The organism is Pseudomonas marginalis (assembly GCF_008692035.1).
In the GTDB taxonomy this organism is placed as follows: Bacteria; Pseudomonadota; Gammaproteobacteria; order Pseudomonadales; family Pseudomonadaceae; genus Aquipseudomonas; species Aquipseudomonas marginalis.
On record NZ_VTFG01000001.1, the window covers coordinates 2,786,296 to 2,809,018 of the forward strand.

Sequence of the window (22,723 nt, forward strand, 5' to 3'; positions counted from 1 at the left end):
GGTTCAACCCTGGGTAAAGATAAAGTCGGCAGGCAGCAACGCGCGCAGGCGCACACGAATGACCGCCACTTGTTCGTCAGTGTACGGCCGGGCCGGATGCTTGCCCCACACCGGCGCAGGCCACGCAGCATCATCACGCTTGCGTACGATCACATGCACGTGCAATTGGCTGACGACATTGCCCAGCGCACCGATATTCATCTTGTCGGCGCCCAGGCCTTCGTTGAGTAACTGCGCCAGCAACGTAGTTTCCTTCCAGAGGATCTGTTGATCTGCGACATCCAGCTGAAACACTTCGCTGATACCGTTGATGCGCGGTACCAGGATGAACCACGGGTAATTCGAGTCATCGGACAGCAGCAGGCGGCACAACGGGAAGTCCCCGATCACCAGTGTGTCTTGTTGCAGGCGTTGGTCTAAGGCGAACACCACGGGCACTCCGTTTGGCAGGTCAGGTTCTGGCGCCCAGCATACCTTTGAATGCGGGCGGCTTCACGGCGAATGCGGGAGAGCCCCGGCGCATCCGGAGAAAAAAACCGCACCCTTTCGATGCAGGCGAATAATTGAGCTACGCTAACTCGGGCCTCACCGGGATGCACCAAAATGACCCACTTGTGCCTCAAAGAGATCCGCCAACTACCCACCCATGGGGGTGGACCGGTAACGTTTTTCTCGGGCAAGGTTTTTTTGCACCCCCCAACAGCGGTAACACACGGGCGTCAAGCCCAAACCAAACGGCGTAAAAAGCCCGTGCTTATGCGGTTTTTACCACGTCGTAACGTTTTTCACGAAAAAATGACATTCAGTTACCGATTTGGGCGCGCTTGTTGCATTCACCCCCCTATCGTCGACAACGGCACCTGCAGGGAAGTGAGTGTTTCGCGATAAATAACAGTGGCGTTTCAATGTATACCAAGGAAGACGACAAACGCTGAAAGGCGTTTGAAAACAGCATTGAAGTTGTCAGTCCCGTTACATTCGGACTGTGAATTTGCGACATGGAACTAGCAATTTACGACAGCCTCGTAAAGAAGCTGAAAGGAAAGATGGGTAAGTATCGTCAATAGAGTCTGCGTGATATAACTTTGCGCCGACACAAAAAAGAAAGAGCCGCCCAGATAAAAATACAGGTGGGACGGCAGTACTCTTCCTAAAACCAAAGGAGCAAATCACGATGCGCGTGATGAAGTGGAGCATGATCGCCCTGGCTGTTTCAGCAGGCACCTCGCAGTTCGCAATGGCGTCCGCCCAGGACGATTCCAAGGGCTTTATCGAGGACAGTACAGCCAGCATTCTGACACGGGCCCTGTATTTCAGCCGTGACCGCCGTAACCACGGTGCAGAACAAAGCCGTATCGAAGAAACCGGCCTCGGCTTCCACGGCCTCTTCAGCTCGGGTTACACCCAAGGCACCATCGGTGTCGGTGTCGACGTGATCGGTCTGCTGGGCGTCAAGCTGGACAGCGGCAAAGGCCGTGCCGGCACCGGTCTGTTCCCAGAGGGTTCCGACGGCCGTTCGCAGGATGACTACTCCAAAGGCGGCGCAGCCATCAAGTTCCGTATGTCCAATACGGTCCTGAAGATCGGTGATCAGTACACCACCGCTCCAGTGTTCGCTTCCGATGACAGCCGTTTGCTGCCGGAACTGCCGCAAGGCATCTCCATCACCAGCAACGAAATCAAAGATCTGAAACTGGAAGCCGGTCACTTCACCTCGATCGTTGCCCAGGATCAAACCTACCGCGACAGTATCGCCAGCTCCGAACCAGGCTCGAGCCGTGGCCTGCGAGACGCCAACTTCGTCGGCGGTGTGTACTCCTGGACCCCAGAGTTCACCACCAGCCTCTACTACTCGAAAGTGGAAGACTACTGGAAGAAGATCTACGCCAACGTCAACTGGACCCACGCGCTCAGCGATGACCAGTCCGTGGCTGTCGACTTCAACATCTACGACACCAAGAGCGACGGCGCCGGCCTGGTACGTGCTGACAAAGACAGCACCACCAAGCTCGACAACCGTGCGTTCAGCCTGCAAGGCGCGTACACCATTGGCGCTCACACCTTCACCCTGGCAGCACAGAAGGTCAGCGGCGACGGCCAGTACGGCTACGGCGTAGACGGTGGCGGCACGATTTTCCTGGCCAACTCCATCGCCCGTTCCGACTTCAACGCTGAAGACGAGAAGTCCTACCAGGCTCGCTATGACCTGAACATGGCGACCTTTGGTATCCCAGGCCTGAGCTTCATGACTCGTTATGTGAAAGGTACTGGCGCCAACACCTCGACCACTAACAATGGTAAAGAGTGGGAACGCGATATCGAAGCCAAATACGTGATCCAGAGCGGTCCAGCCAAAGACCTGAGCCTGCGCGTACGTCAAGCGACCTATCGCTCGTCTGATCAGGTTTACTCGGGTTCCCTCGACGAACTGCGTCTGATCGCGCAATACCCGCTGAACATCTTGTAATTGCCGGTTCAATTACAACGATGACTTAAGGCCCCGGCCTTAAACAAAAAAGCCGCTCCCCTGTTTACAAGGGAGCGGCTTTTTTATTGCAGTTTTATTTCAGCGAATAAATAACTAGCAAGCTAACTAACGAGATTCAGATGACACGTTTAACCTGACCTTTCGGCCAAGTTAAACGCGCTTCTTTCACTTACTTCGGAGCTGCTTCCTGCATCACTCGAATAACGCGCTGCGGAAATGGAATATCAATCCCCGCTGCCTTTAAACGATCACGCGCCAGTTCATTCAGCATGAACACTACATCCCAATAATCCGGGGTATTGGTCCAGCAGCGCAGGGAAACCGTGATCGAGCTATCGCCCAAGGTCGACACCACGGCCACCGCAGCAGGATCCGTCAGTACGCGCGGATCTTTTGCCAGGTCCAGCAGTACTTCACGGGCCTTTTGCAGATCCGCCTCGTAGTCCACACCCACGTCAAACACCACCTTGCGGGTCGGCTGACGGTTGGTGTTGGTGATGATGCCGTTGGACAGGATGCCGTTGGGTACGATGACAGTCTTGTTGTCGCCGGTGCGCAGCACGGTGTGGAAGATCTGGATACTGTCGACGGTCCCGGAAGTGCCCTGGGCTTCGATCCAGTCACCAATGCGGAACGGGCGGAACAACAGGATCAGCACCCCACCGGCAAAGTTGGCCAGGCTGCCTTGCAACGCCAGGCCGATGGCCAGGGTAGCGGCACCGATGGCGGCGACGAACGAGGTGGTCGCCACGCCGATCATCGAGGCCACGCTGACAATCAGCATGACTTTCAGCGCAATGTTCGCCAGGCTGGTGATGAAGTGCTGCAGCGCCAGGTCCGCGTTACGCATGGCCAGCAGACGGCCCACACGATGGGTCAATACGTTGATCAGCCACCAGCCAATGGCCAGGGTGATTACCGCCAGCAACACCCGGCTGCCGTATTCCATGATCATCGGGATCCATGACTGCGAGGTCTTGATCAAGTGATCCATTTCAGCGTTTAAATCCATGTAGCTTCTCCTGTGTGGCAGATGTGCGGCTTACTGACTGCCTGAAAACGCAAATGAGCCCCGTAGGGCTCAAGTGCAGGCGCTGGCTCTGGGGCGTGGGACGCCGAAAACGTCCACAGGTTCCCCACTGTGCCATCAGTCGCGGAAGTTATTGAACTGCAGCGGCATGTCGAAAGTCTTGGCGCGCAGGGCGGCAATGGCCTCCTGCAGGTCATCACGCTTCTTGCCGGTGACACGAACCTGCTCACCCTGGATGGCAGCCTGGACTTTCAGCTTGGCATCCTTGATATGGGCGACGATCTTCTTCGCCAGCTCCTTGTCGATACCTTCCTTGAGTACGGCTTCCTGCTTCATCAGCTTGCCGGAGGCGTAGGCGTCCTTGATTTCAAGGCACTGCGCGTCGATCTTGCGCTTGACCAGCGACAACTTGAGTATCTCGATCATCGCTTCCAGCTGGAAATCGGCTTCAGCGGTCAGGTTGACGGTCAGTTCCTTTTCCTTGAATTCGAAGCTGCCCTTGCCTTTCAAGTCATAGCGGCGGTCCAGCTCCTTGACGGCGTTCTCGACGGCGTTGGTGACTTCGTGTTTGTCCAGTTCAGATACCACGTCGAACGAAGGCATGTGATTTCTCCAATATAAGGGGCGGGTTCAGTAGAGATGGAGCGCGCCCGAGCTAAAATGCCGGGGCATTATAGCGGTTCTTTCGTCCCGTTCACTGTGAGCGACCCTACGGAGCAAAAACTGATGTCGACCACCTGGCATATTCTCGGCGCGGGCAGCCTGGGCACACTGTGGGCCACCCGCCTGGCTCGTGCCGGCTTGCCCGTCAGGTTGATCCTGCGCGATGCCAGGCGCCTGGCCAGCTACCGGGCTTCACCCGGCTTGACCCTCGTGGAACACGGCGTCGCCCATACCCACCCGGTGTTCGCTGAAACGCCCGACAGCCCCGAGCCGATTCATCGCCTGCTGGTAGCGTGCAAGGCCTACGACGCCCAGGGCGCTGTCGCACAGCTGCAACACCGCCTGGCATCGGACGCCGAGCTGATCCTGCTGCAGAACGGCCTCGGCAGCCAAGACGCGGTGGCCGCGCAACTGCCCCAGGCGCGCTGCATTTTTGCCTCCAGCACCGAAGGCGCGTTTCGCGACGGTGACTGGCGCGTGGTGTTCGCCGGCCATGGCTACACCTGGCTGGGGGACGCGAGCCACCCTACTCCGCCGCTGTGGCTGGATGACTTGCACGCTGCGGGCATCCCCCACGAATGGAGTACCGACATCCTGACGCGCCTGTGGCGCAAACTGGCGCTCAATTGCGCGATCAACCCGCTGACGGTGCTTTACCAGTGCCGCAACGGCGAACTGCAGAACCATCAATGTGAAGTCGCGACCCTGTGTGCCGAGCTTGGCGAACTGCTGGAATGCTGCGGCCAACCCACCGCCGCGCTGGATCTGCACCAGGAAGTGGAACGGGTCATCCAGGCCACGGCCGCCAATTATTCCTCCATGTACCAGGACGTGGCCAACGCCCGCCGCACCGAGATCAGCTACTTGTTGGGCTATGCTTGCCAGGCGGCCGCCCGTCACCAATTGAGCCTGCCCCATGTGCAACAGCTGCAAGTGCGCCTGGTCGAGCAGTTACTTGCACGCGGATTGCCCCGCGACTGAACCACGCGCTACCCTGCCCGCCTGTCTATCACCTGGGAAAACCCTGATGCCGCTGCGCCAGCGTCTAGAAAACCTACCGGTCGGGCAGAAACTGCTGGCCGCCCTGCTGGTGCTGCTGACCACCGTCCTGCTGGTGGCTAACCTGACCTTTATCAGCGCCGCCTACTGGATCTCCCAGGAAAGCATGGCGCCCCAGGCCTTGCAGGCCATCGGCCGGCTGGTGTCCAACCCGGCCCTGGCCGCCGAAGCCCTTGAATCCCCAGCCAAGGCCGATGCGCTGCTCAATGAACTGACCAGCTATTCTCCCCTGCGCGCCGCCGCCCTGTACGACGGCGAAGGCAATCGCCTGGCGCAGATGCAACACGGCGATCGCCTGCACCTCCCGGACAACTACCGGCATATCGAAGCCTGGCGAGTGACCGAATTTCGCAGTAACCAGGTCATCACCCTGCCCCGCCCCGGCCAACCGTCCGGCCACCTGCTGCTGGTGGCCAGCAGTGAGCTGCCGGTGGCCTTCTATACCGGCACATTGACGGCGAGCCTGGGCATCCTGATTTTCAGTGTGCTGCTGTGGTTGATCATCGCCCGGCAAATCAAACGCCTGATCACCCGGCCGATCCATGAGCTCGAAGAGCTGTCACGCCAGGTCACCCGCGAAGAGAACTACGCCCTGCGCGCCGGCCCAGGCAACCACGACGAAATCGGCAGCCTGGCCGAAGCCTTCAACACCATGCTGTCGCGCATCGAAGCCCGGGAGCAGCAGCTCAAGCGCGCGCGGGACGACTCCCAGGCGGCCTACGACCAGGCACAAGGCCTGGCCGAAGAGACGCGCCACACCAACCGCAAGCTGGAGCTGGAAGTCCAGGTACGCAGCAAGATCGAGAAAAAGCTCACCGGTTTCCAGAACTACCTGAACAGCATCATCGACTCGATGCCTTCGGCACTGATCGCCCTGGACGAACAGCTCTACGTCACCCAATGGAATCAGGAAGCCACGGCTCTGTCCGGCACGCGCCTGGATGAAGCGCTGAATCAACCGATCTACCTCGCCTTCCAGCCGCTCAAGCCGTACCTGCCGCAGATCAAGGCCACGGTGGAGCAACACACGGTGGAACGCATCGAGCGCGTCACCTGGGTCAAGGACGACGAACCCAAGCATTACGCCCTGACCTTCTACCCGCTGATGGGCGGTGCCGGGCGCGGCGTAGTGATCCGTATCGACGACATCACCCAGCGCCTGTCACTGGAAGAGATGATGGTGCAGTCGGAAAAAATGCTTTCCGTCGGCGGACTTGCCGCCGGCATGGCCCACGAGATCAACAACCCGCTGGGGGCGATCCTGCATAACGTGCAGAACATTCGCCGGCGCCTGTCCCCTGACCTGCCCAAGAACCTGGAACACGCCGAGCAGGTGGGGGTTGAGCTGGACACCGTCAACCGCTACCTGCAAAGCCGCGAAGTGCCGCAACTGCTCGACGGTATCCAGCAGGCGGGGGCACGGGCGGCGAAAATCGTCACCCATATGCTCAGCTTCAGCCGCCGCAGCAACCGGCAGATGGCGCCTTGCGACCTGCCGGCGCTGATCGACCAGGCGGTAGAAATCGCCGGTAACGACTTTGACCTGGCCATTGGCTTCGACTTCAAGGGCCAGGCGATCATCCGCCAGTTCGACCCGCAACTGGGCCCCGTGCCCGGCACGGCCAACGAACTGGAACAGGTGCTGCTCAACCTGCTGAAAAACGCCGCCCAGGCCATTCATCTGCGCGAAGACGACAGCGAACCGGGGCGCATCATCCTGCGCACGCGCCTTAACCCGCCGTGGGCGGAAATCCAGGTGGAAGACAATGGCATCGGCATGAGCGAAAACGTGCGCAAACGCACCTTCGAGCCGTTCTTTACCACCAAGGAAATCGGCCAGGGCACCGGGCTTGGGCTGTCGGTGTCGTACTTCATCATCACCAACAACCACAAGGGCCAGATGGAGGTGCATTCCACCCTCGGCCAAGGCACCTGCTTCACCTTGCGCCTGCCCCTCGCGGGCCAACTGCCACCTTACGAACTCACCCAACTGGAGCACTGACCATGGGCTTTCGCCTGTCGAAGATTTACACCCGCACTGGCGATAAAGGCGAAACAGGCCTCGGCGACGGCCGCCGCGTGCCCAAGGACCATCCCCGGGTGGAGGCCATCGGCGAGGTCGATACGCTCAATAGCCAGTTGGGGTTACTGCTGGCGTATCTCGAAGCCCTCGGCGGACAGCATCCAGGCTTACAGGACGTGATCGAGGTGCTTACGCCTTGCCAGCATCGATTGTTCGATCTGGGTGGGGAGTTGGCAATGCCGGAGTACAAGGCATTGAACGCGGCGGAAGTGGATCGGCTGGAAGCGGCGATCGATCGCTGGAACGAAGAGCTCGGGCCCCTGGAGAATTTCATCTTGCCCGGTGGTTCAGCGCTGATTGCCCAGGCCCATGTGTGCCGCAGCCTGGCGCGCAGTGCCGAACGGCGCTGTCAGCATTTGAATGCTGTCGAGCCGTTGGAAGGGGTGGGGTTGGCGTATATCAATCGGCTGTCGGATTTGCTGTTTGTGGCGGCAAGGGTGATTGCCAGGCGCCAGGGTGTTGCAGAAGTGTTGTGGCAGGCGGCGGCGAAGCCGCACTGATGATGATTCGGTGACTGATAGGGCCTCATCGGGGGCAAGCCCCCTCCCACACTTTGATCACATTCCAAAGTTGGAACCCGGTCGAATGTGGGAGGGGGCTTGCTCCCGATAGGGCCCTTCAGAACAGCATCAAACCTCAGGCCAGAACGCCCGAATCCCTGCGATACCTTGAGCGCCGGCTTCCCAAGCCTGTTCCCGCTCAGCAGGCCCTACCCCACCCAATAGAAACACCGGTTTGCTGAACCCACGGATCAACTCTGCCGCCTGCTCCCAGCCCAACGGCTGCGCATCGGGATGGGTCTGGGTCGGCTGCACCGGCGACAGCGTGACAAAATCCACGTCCATCAACTCCGCCAACGCCAGTTCTTCCGCGTTATGGCATGACGCCGCCAACCAGCGGTCCTTCGGCAACGGCCGGCCCTTGCTCGCATACTTGCGCAGTTGGGCCGAAGTCATATGCCAGCCGGCCGCCGGGAAGTCCCCGAGCCATTCAAACGGACCCTTGAGCATCAACTGCGCCTTACCGGCGCACAGGCCCACCGCATCTACCGCAAGATCGCGGTATTTGGGGTCGTAACCGTTGGGCGCCCGCAACTGAATCAGCTTGATGCCACCGGCGATAGCCTTCTGGATCCCGCGCAGGAGCGTGGGCGTTTCCAGCTCGCCCGGCGTGATCAAGTAGTCGGCCGGCAAGCGCGCAGCCGCCACGATTGGCGCATTGGCGGCCGGGAACTCATAGTGGGGCAGATCGCGCGGGGTCACCCATTCCAGCGGTTGTCCCTCGGCGCCGTGGGGCTCGCCGGTAAAGGCCGAGACTTCCCAGACATCCAGCAACACCTGCTTGTCCGGGTAGTCATGTTGCACCTTGATCAGCGGTCGCGCCGTGGAGACCTGAATACCCAGCTCTTCCTGCAACTCACGGGACAGGGCCGTGGCGACCGACTCATCGGCCTCCACCTTGCCACCGGGAAACTCCCACAGGCCGCCCTGATGCTGGGTATCGGCACGGCGCGCCAGCAGGATCCTGCCGTCGACACCGCGGATCACCGCTGCTGCTACATGCACTCGTTTCACCGCGCTTATCCTCTTCTATCAGGTGCGGTATTCCGCATTGATCTTCACGTACTCGTGGGACAGGTCGGTGGTCCAGATGGTTTCGCTGCACTCACCGCGACCGAGCTCGATGCGGATAGTGATTTCTTCCTGCTGCATCACCGCCGAACCCTGGGCTTCGGTGTAGGTCTCGGCACGGGCGCCACGGCTGGCGATGCATACGTCACCCAGGAACACGTCGATCTTGCTCACGTCCAGGTCCGGCACGCCGGCACGGCCGACGGCAGCCAGAATGCGGCCCCAGTTCGGGTCGGAGGCGAACAGCGCGGTCTTGATCAGCGGCGAGTGGGCCACGGTGTAGCCGACATCCAGGCATTCCTGGTGGTTGCCGCCGCCGTTGACTTCAACGGTCACGAACTTGGTCGCGCCTTCACCGTCACGCACGATGGCCTGGGCCACGTCCATGCACACCTCGAACACCGCCTGCTTCAACGCCGCGAACAGCGGGCCGCTGGCTTCGGTGATTTCCGGCAGGTTGGCCTGGCCGGTGGCGATCAGCATGCAGCAGTCATTGGTGGACGTATCGCCATCAATGGTGATGCGGTTGAACGACTTGTTGGCGCCGTCCAGGATCAGGCTGTGCAACACATCGCGGGAAACCTTGGCGTCGGTGGCGATATAGCCAAGCATGGTGGCCATGTTCGGGCGAATCATGCCCGCGCCCTTGCTGATGCCAGTCACGGTAACCGTCACACCGTCGTGCACGAACTGGCGGCTCGCGCCTTTTGGCAGGGTGTCGGTGGTCATGATGCCGGTGGCGGCTGCCGCCCAGTTATCCACAGACAGGTCGTCCAGCGCGGCTTGCAGGGCGCCTTCGATTTTTTCGACCGGCAGCGGCTCACCGATGACGCCGGTGGAGTATGGCAGCACTTGGCTGGCGTCCACGCCGGCCAGTTGGGCCAGCTTGGCACAGGTACGTGCGGCGGCGACCAGCCCAGGCTCACCGGTACCGGCGTTGGCATTGCCGGTGTTGGTCAGCAGGTAACGAATCGAGCCGGCAACACGCTGCTTGGCCAGGATCACCGGCGCGGCGCAGAAGGCGTTGAGGGTGAACACGCCCGCAACGGTCGAGCCTTCGGCACAGCGCATCACCACCACATCCTTGCGCCCTGGACGCTTGATGCCGGCCGAAGCGATACCGAGCTCAAAACCGGCAACCGGGTGCAATGTGGGCAAAGGACCAAGACCAACAGCCATGAATGCGCTCCTTAAAAATAGGTGATGTCTGTGCCGTCGTGATCGACGGTGAAGTTAATGGCAAAACGCCGCGACGGCAGGGGCCGGTCGCGGCGCGGGGTGTAGCAGCGTCAGGCAAAAATCTTAGTTGATTTCGCCGTGGCAGTGTTTGTACTTCTTGCCCGAACCGCACCAGCACAGTTCGTTGCGGCCCAGCTTCTGCTCGTTGCGAACCGGGGTCTGGGCCAGGGCCACATCGACCTCTTCACCCAATACTTCAGGCGCTTCCAGACCGGGTGCCTCGTCGTGCTGGAACTGCATGCGCGCAGCCAGTGCCTCGGCCTCCTGGCGCAGGCGCGCTTCTTCCTCGATCGGGTCTTCGCGACGCACCTGAACGTGGGACAGCACGCGAATCGAATCGCGCTTGATCGAATCCAGCAACTCGGAGAACAGCGTGAACGACTCGCGCTTGTACTCCTGCTTCGGGTTCTTCTGGGCATAGCCACGCAGGTGGATGCCGTGACGCAGGTGGTCCATGGTCGACAGGTGGTCTTTCCACAGGTCGTCCAGCACACGCAGTACGATTTGCTTCTCGAAGGTGCGCAGTGCTTCGGCACTCGCCTGCTCTTCTTTCTCGTTGTACGCGGCCAGCAGCTCGGTCATGAGCTTCTCGCGCAGGGTTTCTTCGTACAGGTGGTCGTCTTCGTCGAGCCATTGCTGGACCGGCAAGTCGACACCGAAGTCGCTCTTCAACGCCGCTTCCAGGCCAGCGACATCCCACTGCTCAGGCAGCGATTGTGGCGGGATATGTGCGCTGACAGTGGCGTTGAGCACGTCCTGACGGAAATCGGCGATGGTTTCGCCAATGTTGTCGGCGGCCAGCAACGTGTTACGCATGTGATAAATCACTTTACGCTGTTCGTTGTTGACGTCATCGAACTCGAGCAGTTGCTTACGAATGTCGAAGTTACGGCCTTCTACCTTGCGCTGGGCCTTCTCGATGGCGTTGGTCACCATGCGGTGCTCGATCGCTTCACCGGACTGCATGCCCAGGGCCTTCATGAAGTTCTTCACCCGATCCGAGGCGAAGATACGCATCAGGCTGTCTTCCAGGGACAGGTAGAAACGGCTGGAACCGGCGTCACCCTGGCGGCCGGCACGACCGCGCAGCTGGTTGTCGATACGACGGGATTCGTGGCGCTCGGATGCGATCACCTGCAAGCCACCGGATTCCAGCACGGCCTGGTGGCGTTTCTGCCAGTCTGCCTTGATCTGGGCGATCTGCTCAGGGGTCGGATCGTCCAGCGAAGCCACTTCCACTTCCCAGTTGCCGCCCAGCAGGATGTCGGTACCACGACCGGCCATGTTGGTGGCGATGGTCAGCGCACCCGGGCGACCGGCCTGGGCGATGATCTCGGCTTCTTTTTCGTGGAACTTGGCGTTGAGGACCTTGTGCTCGATGCCTTCCTTGTTGAGCAGGTTGGACACGTGCTCGGAAGTCTCGATGGTGGCGGTACCTACCAGGATCGGACGGCCCTGGGCCATGCCGTCCTTGATGTCGTTGATGATCGCCGCGTATTTCTCTTCGGCGGTCAGGAACACCAGGTCGTTGAAGTCTTTACGGGCCAGCGGCTTGTTCGGCGGGATGACCACCACCGACAGGCCATAGATCTGGTGGAATTCGAACGCTTCGGTGTCGGCGGTACCGGTCATGCCGGACAGCTTGTTGTACAGGCGGAAGTAGTTCTGGAAGGTGGTGGACGCCAACGTCTGGCTTTCGGCCTGGATGTTGAGCATTTCCTTGGCTTCGATGGCCTGGTGCAGGCCTTCGGACAGACGACGGCCCGGCATGGTACGCCCGGTGTGTTCGTCGACCAGTACGACCTGGCCATCCTGCACAATGTATTCGACATTGCGATGGAACAGCTTGTGGGCACGCAGGCCGGCATACACGTGGGTCAGCAGGCCCAGGTTGTGGGCCGAGTACAGGCTCTCGCCTTCGGCCAGCAGGCCGATCTGGGTCAGCATGTCTTCGACGAACTGGTGACCGGCTTCGTTGAGTTCGACCTGGCGGGTCTTCTCGTCGATGGTGAAGTGACCTTCTTTGGTCACCACGCCTTCCACTTCCTCGATGTGCTGCTCAAGGCGCGGGATCAACTTGTTGATCTCGGTGTACAGGCGCGAGCTGTCTTCGGCCTGGCCGGAGATGATCAGCGGGGTACGGGCTTCGTCGATGAGGATGGAGTCGACTTCGTCGATCACGGCAAAGTTGAGTTCGCGCTGGAATTTTTCTTCCATGCTGAACGCCATGTTGTCGCGCAGGTAGTCGAAACCGAATTCGTTGTTGGTACCGTAGGTGATGTCGGCGGCGTAGGCGGCGCGCTTCTCTTCCGGCGGCTGGAACGGCGTTACCACGCCGACGGTCAGGCCGAGGAATTCATACAGCGGGCGCATCCAGTTGGCGTCCCGACGAGCCAGGTAGTCGTTCACCGTCACAACGTGCACGCCCTTGCCGGACAGTGCGTTGAGGTAAACACCCAGGGTTGCTACCAGGGTCTTGCCTTCACCGGTACGCATTTCGGCAATCATGCCTTCATGCAAGGTCATGCCGCCGATCAACTGCACGTCGAAGTGGCGCATGCCCATGACACGCTTACCGGCTTCACGGGCAACCGCAAAGGCTTCGGGAAGCAGCTTGTCGAGGGTTTCACCTTTGGCTATGCGGGCCTTGAACTCTTCGGTCTTGGCGCGCAATTGCTCGTCCGAAAGGGCAACCATCTGCTCTTCGAAGGCATTGACCAGCTGCACCGTCTTGAGCATGCGTTTGACTTCGCGCTCATTCTTGCTTCCAAAAAGTTTCTTTAACAAAGGCGCAAACATATCGGCAGGTTCTTCCACACATAGGGATGGAGGGCGCACCGTGAGTGGCCCGAGCAGCCCTCACGGCCGCATGCGAACGCGCATTCTACCCGGAATCGTGGGTGAGGAAAGTGGCGTTGTTCCCCGAGGCGGGCAAGGGGCTGTGAGAGGGCTTGTTTAAAATAAGGGCTTTTGCGCGAACTTCAACCCGTGGAGCTCATTGATTTTGTGGATAAAGCCCCGGCAATGCATTGCCCGGGGCCGCGTAGACGCTTTCTGCTAAGATGGCCGCTCTGTTACTTAAGGTGTCCAATCATGGCATTTCGCCCTCTTACAGCCCGCGCGCCCAGCGTGTTGCTTCGCGAAGCCAAGCCGTTGAAAGCCATCTTTGGCCATGCGCAACGCTTGGGCCATTTGCAACGCCTGCTCGAAAGCCAACTGCAACCGGCGGCCCGTGAGCACTGCCACGTGGCGTCCTGGCGTGAAGGCAACCTGCTGCTGATTGTCACAGATGGCCACTGGGCGACCCGCCTGCGCTATCAGCAAAAACGCCTGCAGCGTCAATTGATGGCGTTCGATGAGTTCGCCAGCTTGACGCGCATCCAGTTCAAGGTGCAGCCGCCGACCGTGCAGCAAGGCGCGGCGGGCCACACGATGGACTTGTCGGAGACGGCGGCCGAGACGATTCAGGCCACGGCCGACGGGATCAGCGATCCGGGCCTGCGCGCGGCACTTGAGCGGCTGGCCGCCCATGGCAAGCCCAAGCCCTGAACCGCTACTTGCGCTTACTGCCGCCCAGCAAAGACCCCAGCAAACCACGCACGAGTTGGCGCCCCATCTGATTGGCGGCCTGCTGCATCGCGGACTTCAGCGCCTTGCCTGCGGTGGTTCCCAGAAACGCCCCGGCCTTGTCGGTGAAGCTGGGCTCCTCGTCGGCCTGCCTGGCCTCTTCGGTCGGTCCAAGCGCCTTGCGCGCCATCAATACTTCATAGGCCGACTCGCGATCAATCGGCTTGTCATAGCGCCCCTGCAAGGGCGAACCGGCCACCAATGCAGCGCGTTCAGCGACGCTGAGCGGCCCGATTCGCGATTGCGGCGGCGCGACCAGTACGCGCTGGACCACTTCAGGCGTACCTTTTTCCTGCAAGGTGCCCACCAATGCCTCACCCGTGCCCAACTCGGTCAACACCGATAACGCATCAAACGCCGGGTTCGGCCGGAACCCGTCTGCGACCGCCCGCAAGGATTTCTGTTCTTTCGTGGTGAACGCCCGCAGGCCATGCTGGATGCGCAAACCCAGTTGCGCCAGCACGGAGTCCGGCAGGTCGCCCGGCGATTGGGTGACGAAATACACCCCCACGCCCTTGGAACGGATCAGCCGCACCACTTGCTCCAAGCGCTCCTGCAAAGCCTTGGGCGTGTCGGCAAACAACAAATGCGCCTCGTCGAAAAACAGCGCCAGCAACGGTTTGTCGGCATCGCCGCGCTCGGGCAGCTGCTCGAACAATTCCGCCAACAGCCACAACAGGAAGGTCGCGTACACCTTCGGCGCTTCATGCACCAGGCGGCTGGCATCCAGCAGATGGATACGCCCGCGTCCCTCGCGGGTGGGCTGCAAGATGTCTTCAAGCTGCAGGGCCGGCTCGCCAAACAACGCCTCGGCGCCCTGCTGCTCCAATACTGCCAGACGCCGCAACAGCGCCTGGCTGGAGCCGGTGGTCATCAGCGCCGCATCCTCGCCGAGCAACTCCGGGTGATAACGCAGGTGGTTGAGCAGGGCCTTGAGGTCCTTGAGGTCCAGCAGCAACAGGCCTTCGCGATCCGCCACCTTGAACGCCGCGTAAAGGGCCGACTGCTGGCTGTCCGTGAGTTCCAGCAAACTGCCGAGCAACAAAGGCCCCATTTCGCTGATGGTGGTGCGCAATGGATGACCGGACTGCCCGTGGATGTCCCATAGCGTGACCGGATACGCCTTGGCCGTGTAATTAAGGAACGGCATGCCGGCGATGCGCTCTGCGACTTTGCCCTGAGGGTTGGCGGCGGCACCCAGGCCACAGAGGTCACCTTTGATATCCGCGGCAAATACCGCGACGCCCGCATCACTGAACGCTTCTGCCAGACGTTGCAACGTGACCGTCTTGCCTGTGCCCGTGGCGCCGGCGATCAAGCCGTGACGGTTGGCCAGGCGCATGGCCTGGGCAATGGGCTGGCCGTCAAGACCGGCACCGATAAGGAGTTGCGTGGAGTCAGGCATTTCGTCACCCATGGTTAATCTTTAATGTCGCCAGGTCGATAAGACAGATGTGAGACCCACAAAGTCTAAAAAACGCTCAGATAGTTCCTACAGGGACCAACGGAAATATCAAACTTTTTTTGACGCTACCCTCCCGCGTGTTCCACAAGGACGCGCTTCGGATATTAAGACCTTAGCGGACCCTTCAAGCTATGAATAAAAATCTGCGTTTCAGCCATAAAATCCTGCTTGCAGCCTCCCTTATCGTCATCGCGGCATTTACGCTGTTCACCCTTTATAACGACTATTTGCAACGTAACGCGATACGCGAAGACCTCAATAGCTACCTGCACGAGATGGGCGACGTCACCGCCAACAGTATCCAGACCTGGCTGACCGGACGTATCGCATTGGTGGAAAACGCCGCACAGAACATCGCCATCAACCCTGAACCCGCTGCGGTTGCAAGCCTGCTGGAGCAGAAAACCCTGACGTCATCGTTCATGGCCACCTACGTGGGTGACAGTCAGGGCGCCTTCACCATCCGTCCCGACACCAAGATGCCGGACGGCTTCGATCCACGCGTTCGCCCCTGGTACAAAGGTGCCCAGAGCAGCAACGGTTCGACCCTGACCGAGCCCTACATCGACGCAGCCACCGGGCAATTGATCATCTCCATCGCCACCCCCAGCGCCAAGGGCAGCCAGAGCATCAGCGTGGTCGGCGGCGACCTGAGCCTGCAGACCCTGGTGGACAACATCGGTGCACTGAACTTCGGTGGCATGGGCTATGCGTTCCTGGTCAGTGCCGACGGCAAGGTGCTGGTACACCCGGACAAAAGCCTGGTGATGAAGTCCCTCTCCGATGTCTACCCAAAACACACGCCCACCATCAGCGGCGACTTCAGCGAAGTCGAAGCCAACGGCAAGGACAACATCGTTACTTTCACACGGATCAAGGGGCTGCCCTCGGTGAACTGGTACCTCGGGGTATCGGTGGACAAGGACGAAGCCTACGCAATGCTCAGCAAATTCCGCACCTCCGCCGTAATCGCCACCGTGATTGCCGTGGTGATCATCATCGCCCTGCTCGGCATGCTGATACGCGTGCTGCTGCAGCCGCTGCACGTGATGACTCGCGCGATGCAGGACATCGCCGACGGCGAAGGTGACCTGACTCGCCGCCTGGCCATCCAGAATCACGATGAGTTCGGCACCCTGGGTAACGCATTCAACAGCTTCGTAGAGCGCATTCATACATCGATCCGCGAAGTGTCCTCAGCCACCCAACAGGTGAATGAAGTCGCACTGCGGGTTGTCAGTGCGTCCAACTCGTCGATGGTCAATTCCGACGAACAGGCCAACCGCACCAACAGCGTTGCCGCCGCGATCAACGAACTGGGCGCCGCCGCACAGGAAATCGCGCGTAACGCCGCACAGGCCTCCAACCAGGCCAGTGATGCACGGCAATTGGCCGAAGACGGTCAACAGGTGGTCGAACGCAATATCAAGGCGATGACTCAGCTGTCTGCAATGATCAGTGCCTCAAGCAGCAATATCGAAGCACTTAACAGCAAGACGGTGAATATCGGCCAGATTCTTGAGGTAATCACCAGTATTTCCCAGCAAACCAACCTGCTGGCACTGAATGCCGCTATCGAAGCCGCACGCGCCGGGGAAGCCGGGCGCGGGTTTGCGGTGGTCGCCGATGAAGTGCGCAACCTGGCCCATCGCACCCAGGAGTCGGCACAGCAGGTACAAAAGATGATCGAGGAACTGCAAATCGGTGCCCGTGACTCGGTCAGCACCATGAGCGACAGCCAGCGCCACAGTCATGACAGCGTGGAAATCGCCAACCTGGCCGGCGAACGCTTGAACAGCGTGACCCAGCGCATTGGCGAGATCGACGGTATGAACCAGTCGGTGGCCACCGCCACTGAAGAGCAGACCTCGGTCGTGGAGTCGATCAACATGGACATCACCGAGATCAACACCCTCAATCAGGAAGGCGTGGAAAACCTGCAATCGACGCTGCGCGCCTGCGCCGACCTGGAACAGCAGGCGGCACGGTTGAAACAGCTGGTGGGCAGCTTCCGGATCTGAACTACCGCAGGAGCCGGTCAGGCTCCTGCACTGTTTTCACGATGAACGCCAACCGAACATCTATCCTTAGCTCAGGTCCACGTTAGGAGAGCAATGGATCGGAGGGATGTTCATCGTGCATATCGCTGACATAACCATGTTCTACGCCCCGACAAGCGGCGGCGTGCGCACTTACCTGGACGCCAAGCACCGACGCCTGAGGCTTAAGCCCGGCATTCGCCATAGCCTGTTGATTCCTGGCGCGCAATGGAGCAACCAGGATGGCATCTTCAAGGTACCGGCTCCCGCGCTGCCCTTCGGCAAAGGCTACCGCTTCCCCCTTCGCCTCGCCCCTTGGCGAAATGTCCTGCACGATTTACAGCCCGATCTGATCGAGGTAGGTGATCCCTATCTCACCGCCTGGGCCGCGCTGGATGCCCGGCGCCAGCTGGATGTGCCGGTGATCGGCTTTTACCACTCCGACTTACCGCTACTGGTGAGCAACCGCATGGGGTCTTGGCTTGCCCCGAACGTTGAAGCCTATGTCAGCAAACTCTATGGAAGTTTCGACCGAGTACTGGCGCCCAGCCAGGTAATGGCCGACAAGCTCATGGGGCTCGGCGTGAAGAATGTGTTCGTCCAACCACTGGGCGTGGACCTGCAAACCTTTACCCCTGACGCCCGCGACCCAGGCCTGCGCGCCGAGTTGGGGATCGGCGAAGACACCCGCCTGCTGATCTTTGCCGGGCGCGGCTCCAAGGAAAAAAACCTGCCGATCCTGCTTCGCTGCATGAAACGCCTGGGGGACGGCTATCACTTGGTGCTGGTGGGCTCCGGCATGCCGACCAGCGTGCCGGCCAATGTCACCGTCATCGAGGGGTTTCGCCCGGCACAGCATGTCGCCCGGCTGATGGCCAGTGCCGATGCCTTGCTGCATGGCGGCGACCAGGAAACCTTTGGCCTGGTCATCCTCGAAGCCATGGCTTGCGGCATACCGGTAATCGCGGTGGCGGCTGGCGCGTTCACGGAGATAGTCGACGAACGCTGCGGCCTGCTGTGCGCACCGAACAACCCAAGGGCGATGGCCGATACGGTGCGCGAGCTGTTCAACCTCGGCAGCAGGCGCCTGGGCGCGCAGGCTCGGCGTCATGTAGAACAACATTACGCCTGGTATACGGTGGTCGACAGCCTGCTCGGCCACTACCACGCGGTACTGGGCAGTCACAAGCCGATGCCTTCCCATGCATGAGCGCTCGGTATTACTGGTGCTGCACGATGTGGCGCCGCACAACTGGGCCGATTATCGGCCCTTTGTCGAAGCCGTCGATGCCCTGGGCGCCGTGCCAATCACATGGTTGGTGGTGCCGGACTTCCATCATCGCGACGCCTTGACTGCCCACGGCGATTTTCAACGCCTGCTGGATCGCCGCGTGACCAAGGGCGATGAACTTGCCTTGCACGGTTACTACCATTGCGATGACCAACCGGCACCGCGCACACCCAAAGACTGGTTCATGCGCCGCCTCTACACCCATGAGGCTGAGTTCTATCAACTGTCTCAAGCCCAGGCCCTTGATCGTCTTCAGGATGGCATTGAAGTATTCCGGCGTCATGACTGGCCGTTGCACGGCTTCGTCGCACCCGCCTGGTTAATGAGCCAAGGCACTCGCGAGGCCCTGCGCCAACTACCGCTGAGCTACACCAGCAGCCCGCAGCATCTGTATCGACTGCCCGATTTCACGCCGATCGAAGCCCCGGGCCTGACCTGGAGTGCGCGCAGTGCATGGCGCCGAGGGGTGTCCAGAGTCATCAGCGATCGTCGCGAACAGCGCTGGCACGCCGCCCCGGTGATTCGCCTGGGCGTGCACCCGGTAGACATGCGCCACGCATTCTCTCGCGGCTATTGGCTTGAAACCGTACAACGCCTACTCGACGCAGGGCGAACACCGCAGACCAAGGCTGCCTGGCTGGCTGAACAGGTGGTCGCTCAAGCACCTCGGCCAGGGGCTCCGGGCAATTCATCGGCCTCCTGCAATTGCTCCCACAGCTCGGCGGCTCCCGGAAAGTCCGTACCGTCTTCCGGCTCCAGCGCATCCGGGTCGTAACGACTCAGGCAGCCCTCACCCAACGTCGCAGGCGCCTTGGACGTGGCTTTATCAAGTGGGTCGGTCATGGCCTGGTCCTGAAAAGTACGGGGAATGAAAAAGGGCCTGCAGCGATTTAACGCCCAGGCCCTTCTTTGTTCAACCAAGACGCTTGAATCAGAATACGACCGTCTTGTTGCCGTGCACCAGCACGCGGTCTTCCAGGTGATAGCGCAGGCCACGGGCCAGCACCATCTTCTCGACATCACGGCCAAACCGCACCATGTCCTCAATGCTGTCACTGTGGCTGACACGCACCACGTCCTGCTCGATGATCGGACCGGCATCCAGCTCTTCGGTGACGTAATGGCAGGTTGCGCCAATCAACTTCACGCCACGCAGGGAAGCCTGGTGGTAAGGCTTGGCCCCCACGAACGACGGCAGGAAGCTGTGGTGAATGTTGATCACCTTGCCTGCGTATTCGCGGCACAGCTCAGGCGGCAGGATCTGCATGTAGCGCGCCAGCACGACCACATCGGCCTCATGCTGCTTGACCAGGCGAGAGACCTCGGCGAACGCCGGCTCCTTGTCCTGCGGGTTGACCGGCACGTGGTAGTAAGGGATGCCATGCCACTCGACCATGCTGCGCAGGTCGTCATGGTTGGAGATCACGCACGCAATCTCGCAGTCCAGCTCGTCGCTGTGCCAGCGGTGCAACAAATCGGCCAGGCAGTGGGATTCGCGGCTGGCCATCAACACCACGCGCTTTTTCTGCTCGGTGTCGGTGATGTGCCAGGTCATCGAAAACTCTTCCGCGATGGGCGAAAATGCCTCGCGGAACGCTTCAAGACCAAAGGGCAGCGTGTCGGCACGGATTTCGTGACGCATGAAGAACCAACCGCTGAGGTTGTCCGAGTGATGGCTCGCCTCGGTGATCCAGCCGTTGTGGGAGGCCAGAAAGTTACTGACTTTGGCAACGATGCCGACCCGGTCCGGGCAAGCAATCACCAGCCGAAAAGTGCGCATTAGGGGGGAACTCCAGAACTTCACAAAGGCCGCCATTCTAGCGATTGTGCAGAAAAACTGCAGTATTCGATGAGCCTTATTCTGATCCGTTGCCCTGGCCACATCCCTTAATAGCGCATGGTTTTACCATTACTATATGAATGAACAGCGCACGCCGCAGCAATTATGCGAATTTCAAGGAGATTATTTTCGGGGTAGCCCCTACTAATTAACTCGATTGCATAGCGTCTTCACAAACATTCAAAGTAATTCACCTGAATACGCGCTTAAATGTTTACTTGGGGAAACCGCCTGACTATTATTGGGCCACTATCCCTGTCAATCAGCGTTCTACATAAGGTAGTCCACATGTCTCTGATCAACGAATACCGTGCCACCGAAGAAGCTATCAAAGAGCTGCAAGCTCGTTTGAAGAACCTGTCCCAAGATGACAAACTGAAAACCGAGCTGGAATTCGAAGGCAAACTGCGCACCCTCATGGGTGAATACTCCAAATCCCTGCGTGACATCATCGCGCTGCTGGATCCAGAGTCGAAAGTTAAAGCACCCCGTGGCGCCGTGAAAACTACCGGTACCAAGCGTGCGCGCAAGGTCAAGCAATACAAAAACCCGCACAACGGTGAAGTGATTGAAACCAAAGGCGGCAACCACAAGACCCTGAAAGAGTGGAAAGCCAAGTGGGGCGGTGACGTGGTTGAAGGCTGGGCTACCCTGCTGGGCTAAGCCTCACCCGGTCTGCGCTTGATACGCAACCCATTAAAAACGCCAGCTTGCTGGCGTTTTTTATTGACCGTCTTTTCTACAAACCGCTATTACCGATTCACACGAGCGGCTAAAGAGTCGGCATATCTCTGCCATTGCTCCAGCACCTGCTGCTGAAACGGCGTCGCACTAACGGCCAACTCCTGCCGAGCGTGATTAAATGCCTCCAGGGTATTCGGCGCGCCGAATTCAGGATTTGCCAAACGTTGCTGACAGAAAAGTTTCCAACGTTGTAGCTCCTCGCCGTTCAGCGTATCGGGGAAGTTACGCGCCCGGTAACGAAACAATAATTCAGGCAAACGGTGATCATCAAAAGGCCACTGCTGGCTGGCTAACTGCGCAGGTTCCGCCGCCCGGACTTGCTCGCATAACCGTCGATCACGATCCCCGATAAAACCTTCGTAAAGCTGCTGTTCCGGGTCTGCGCTCGGGGCAAAATCTTCCTCGGCGTAAATAACCGCCAACTTATCGCGCCAAAGTGCCTGTGCGTCAGTTAGCCGCAGGGCTCGCGCCTGGCAAATATCCATATCCAATTGCAGGCGTTCACGATCCTCGGCCCGCAGTACGTTCAAGGGCGCGACCACGGGGCAACGGTTGATATGCACCAACTTGAGCGGCACCGGCAGTTCACCTTCGGCAAGGTCCTCGCGACGGGTATACAGGCGTTGGCGCAAGGCAGCGGCATCCAGGTCCAGCAGCCCCTGGGGATCGAGCCCAAGGTCGCAGACAATCAGTGCATTGCGGTTGCGCGGGTGCCAGGCCAGGGGCAGCACGACCCCCAGGTAATGACGCTCGGCGGAAAAACGTCCGGAGATATGCACCATGGGTTGCAGCAGGCGCACCTGGTCCATCACCCGTTGCTTGCTGCGCAGTTGAAACAGCCAGTCGTACAGCTTGGGCTGCTTCTCGCGCACCAGGCGCGCCAGGGCGATGGTGGCACGCACGTCGGATAACGCATCGTGGGCCTGGCCATGGTCAATCCCGTTGGCGGCGGTCAGGCGCTCGAGCTTGAGGGTCACGCGCCCATCCTGCTGCGGCCACTCGATGCCTTCCGGGCGCAGGGCGTAGGCAGTGCGAACCACGTCGATCAGGTCCCAGCGGCTGTTACCGCCCTGCCACTCCCGCGCGTAGGGGTCGAAAAAGTTGCGATACAGGCTGTAGCGCGTCATTTCGTCGTCAAACCGCAAGGTGTTGTAACCTGCGCCGCACGTCCCCGGGGCCGCCAGTTCGGCATGTACACGGGTCATGAAATCGGCCTCGGCCAGGCCTTTTTCCGCCAGTATTCCAGGGGTTATACCGGTAATGGCACAGGCGGCGGGATGGGGCAGGATGTCGTCGCTGGGCAGGCAGTAAAGATTGACCGGCGGGCCGACCTCGTTGAGATCGAGGTCCGTACGAATGCCGGCAACCTGCAGTGGGCGATCGCTGCGCGGGTTGATGCCGGTGGTTTCATAGTCGTACCAGAAAATGGTGGTCACGGGCTATTCCTGTGCTGAAGATCGACAAAGTCTAGGCGTTCAGCCGTGTTCGGGGCCAGCACCAATTCCACTGTACAAACATCCAGCA

General features: G+C 60.0%; 18 protein-coding genes and 2 pseudogenes. 10 read left to right on the forward strand and 10 right to left on the reverse strand.

Annotated features, from left to right (window positions below; translation table 11 throughout):
• Positions 1-3: 3 nt before the first annotated feature.
• A complete protein-coding gene (locus FX984_RS13080; protein WP_092358470.1) occupies positions 4-429 on the reverse strand; it encodes an HIT domain-containing protein in 426 nt (141 codons plus the stop codon).
• 745 nt (positions 430-1,174) lie between these two features.
• On the opposite strand from FX984_RS13080, the gene FX984_RS13085 reads away from it, so the two are divergent.
• A complete protein-coding gene (locus tag FX984_RS13085; RefSeq protein ID WP_027605533.1) occupies positions 1,175-2,467 on the forward strand; it encodes an OprD family porin in 1,293 nt (430 codons plus the stop codon).
• Positions 2,468-2,657: 190 nt separating this feature from the next.
• On the opposite strand, the gene FX984_RS13090 is transcribed toward FX984_RS13085, so the two are convergent.
• Together FX984_RS13090 and FX984_RS13095 are read right to left on the reverse strand one after the other, a co-directional pair.
• On the reverse strand, positions 2,658-3,500 hold the full coding sequence (locus tag FX984_RS13090) for a mechanosensitive ion channel family protein (protein ID WP_027605532.1): 843 nt from the start codon (positions 3,498-3,500) through the stop codon (positions 2,658-2,660).
• Positions 3,501-3,635: 135 nt separating this feature from the next.
• Positions 3,636-4,121: a YajQ family cyclic di-GMP-binding protein gene (locus FX984_RS13095; protein WP_003175814.1), complete on the reverse strand. Its 486-nt coding sequence runs from the start codon at positions 4,119-4,121 to the stop codon at positions 3,636-3,638.
• A 123-nt stretch (positions 4,122-4,244) separates the two neighbouring features.
• Here FX984_RS13095 and FX984_RS13100 point away from each other — a divergent pair, with 123 nt between their 5' ends.
• Genes FX984_RS13100 through FX984_RS13110 form a run of 3 tightly spaced genes read left to right on the forward strand, consistent with a single transcriptional unit; the run spans position 4,245 to position 7,823 of the window.
• Positions 4,245-5,162 (forward strand): putative 2-dehydropantoate 2-reductase, encoded by a 918-nt coding sequence (locus FX984_RS13100; RefSeq protein ID WP_108574755.1) that lies wholly within the window; start codon positions 4,245-4,247, stop codon positions 5,160-5,162.
• Positions 5,163-5,208: 46 nt separating this feature from the next.
• Complete coding sequence (locus tag FX984_RS13105; RefSeq protein ID WP_027605530.1) at positions 5,209-7,242, forward strand: sensor histidine kinase; 2,034 nt, start codon at positions 5,209-5,211, stop codon at positions 7,240-7,242.
• Positions 7,243-7,244: 2 nt separating this feature from the next.
• The gene (locus FX984_RS13110; protein ID WP_027605529.1) at positions 7,245-7,823 is read left to right on the forward strand and encodes a cob(I)yrinic acid a,c-diamide adenosyltransferase; all 579 of its coding nucleotides are present in this window, start codon (positions 7,245-7,247) and stop codon (positions 7,821-7,823) included.
• Between the two features lie 129 nt (positions 7,824-7,952).
• Here FX984_RS13110 and FX984_RS13115 read toward each other — a convergent pair whose 3' ends face one another.
• The 3 genes from FX984_RS13115 to secA form a co-directional block, all read right to left on the reverse strand.
• Positions 7,953-8,897: a Nudix family hydrolase gene (locus tag FX984_RS13115; protein WP_027605528.1), complete on the reverse strand. Its 945-nt coding sequence runs from the start codon at positions 8,895-8,897 to the stop codon at positions 7,953-7,955.
• Between the two features lie 18 nt (positions 8,898-8,915).
• Positions 8,916-10,133 (reverse strand): bifunctional glutamate N-acetyltransferase/amino-acid acetyltransferase ArgJ, encoded by a 1,218-nt coding sequence (gene argJ, locus FX984_RS13120; RefSeq protein ID WP_027605527.1) that lies wholly within the window; start codon positions 10,131-10,133, stop codon positions 8,916-8,918.
• A gap of 123 nt (positions 10,134-10,256) precedes the next feature.
• Entirely contained in the window at positions 10,257-12,992 is a 2,736-nt protein-coding gene (secA, locus tag FX984_RS13125; protein ID WP_027605526.1) for a preprotein translocase subunit SecA, read from the reverse strand.
• A 294-nt stretch (positions 12,993-13,286) separates the two neighbouring features.
• Between secA and FX984_RS13130 the strand changes: the two genes are divergently transcribed.
• Positions 13,287-13,742 (forward strand): DUF721 domain-containing protein, encoded by a 456-nt coding sequence (locus FX984_RS13130; RefSeq protein ID WP_027605525.1) that lies wholly within the window; start codon positions 13,287-13,289, stop codon positions 13,740-13,742.
• 4 nt (positions 13,743-13,746) lie between these two features.
• Here the strand turns inward: FX984_RS13130 and FX984_RS13135 are convergent, their stop codons facing one another.
• Entirely contained in the window at positions 13,747-15,225 is a 1,479-nt protein-coding gene (locus FX984_RS13135; protein ID WP_051429346.1) for a helicase HerA-like domain-containing protein, read from the reverse strand.
• Between the two features lie 191 nt (positions 15,226-15,416).
• On the opposite strand from FX984_RS13135, the pseudogene FX984_RS33180 reads away from it, so the two are divergent.
• From FX984_RS33180 to gpgD, 4 genes and pseudogenes are all read left to right on the forward strand, one after another.
• A pseudogene (locus FX984_RS33180) lies at positions 15,417-16,448 on the forward strand (HAMP domain-containing protein); the annotation flags it as partial.
• Between the two features lie 93 nt (positions 16,449-16,541).
• Positions 16,542-17,306 carry a methyl-accepting chemotaxis protein gene (locus FX984_RS33185; protein ID WP_370671262.1) on the forward strand — a complete coding sequence of 255 codons (765 nt, stop codon included), beginning with the start codon at positions 16,542-16,544 and terminating at the stop codon, positions 17,304-17,306.
• Between the two features lie 106 nt (positions 17,307-17,412).
• Positions 17,413-18,534, forward strand: coding sequence for an N-acetylglucosaminyl phosphatidylglycerol synthase (gene gpgS, locus FX984_RS13145; protein ID WP_146477303.1), 1,122 nt, complete (start codon positions 17,413-17,415; stop codon positions 18,532-18,534).
• Positions 18,527-19,264, forward strand: a pseudogene (gene gpgD / locus FX984_RS13150) (N-acetylglucosaminyl phosphatidylglycerol deacetylase); the annotation flags it as partial. The gene gpgS and the pseudogene gpgD, both read left to right, overlap by 8 nt.
• A gap of 8 nt (positions 19,265-19,272) precedes the next feature.
• Here gpgD and FX984_RS32730 read toward each other — a convergent pair.
• On the reverse strand, positions 19,273-19,458 hold the full coding sequence (locus tag FX984_RS32730) for a hypothetical protein (protein WP_081744424.1): 186 nt from the start codon (positions 19,456-19,458) through the stop codon (positions 19,273-19,275).
• A gap of 88 nt (positions 19,459-19,546) precedes the next feature.
• A complete protein-coding gene (purU, locus tag FX984_RS13160) occupies positions 19,547-20,395 on the reverse strand; it encodes a formyltetrahydrofolate deformylase (RefSeq protein ID WP_027605521.1) in 849 nt (282 codons plus the stop codon).
• 348 nt (positions 20,396-20,743) lie between these two features.
• Here purU and mvaT point away from each other — a divergent pair, with 348 nt between their 5' ends.
• On the forward strand, positions 20,744-21,118 hold the full coding sequence (gene mvaT, locus FX984_RS13165; RefSeq protein WP_003175830.1) for a histone-like nucleoid-structuring protein MvaT: 375 nt from the start codon (positions 20,744-20,746) through the stop codon (positions 21,116-21,118).
• 89 nt (positions 21,119-21,207) lie between these two features.
• Here mvaT and sbcB read toward each other — a convergent pair whose 3' ends face one another.
• Positions 21,208-22,635: an exodeoxyribonuclease I gene (sbcB, locus tag FX984_RS13170; protein WP_146477301.1), complete on the reverse strand. Its 1,428-nt coding sequence runs from the start codon at positions 22,633-22,635 to the stop codon at positions 21,208-21,210.
• Positions 22,636-22,723 lie beyond the last annotated feature (88 nt).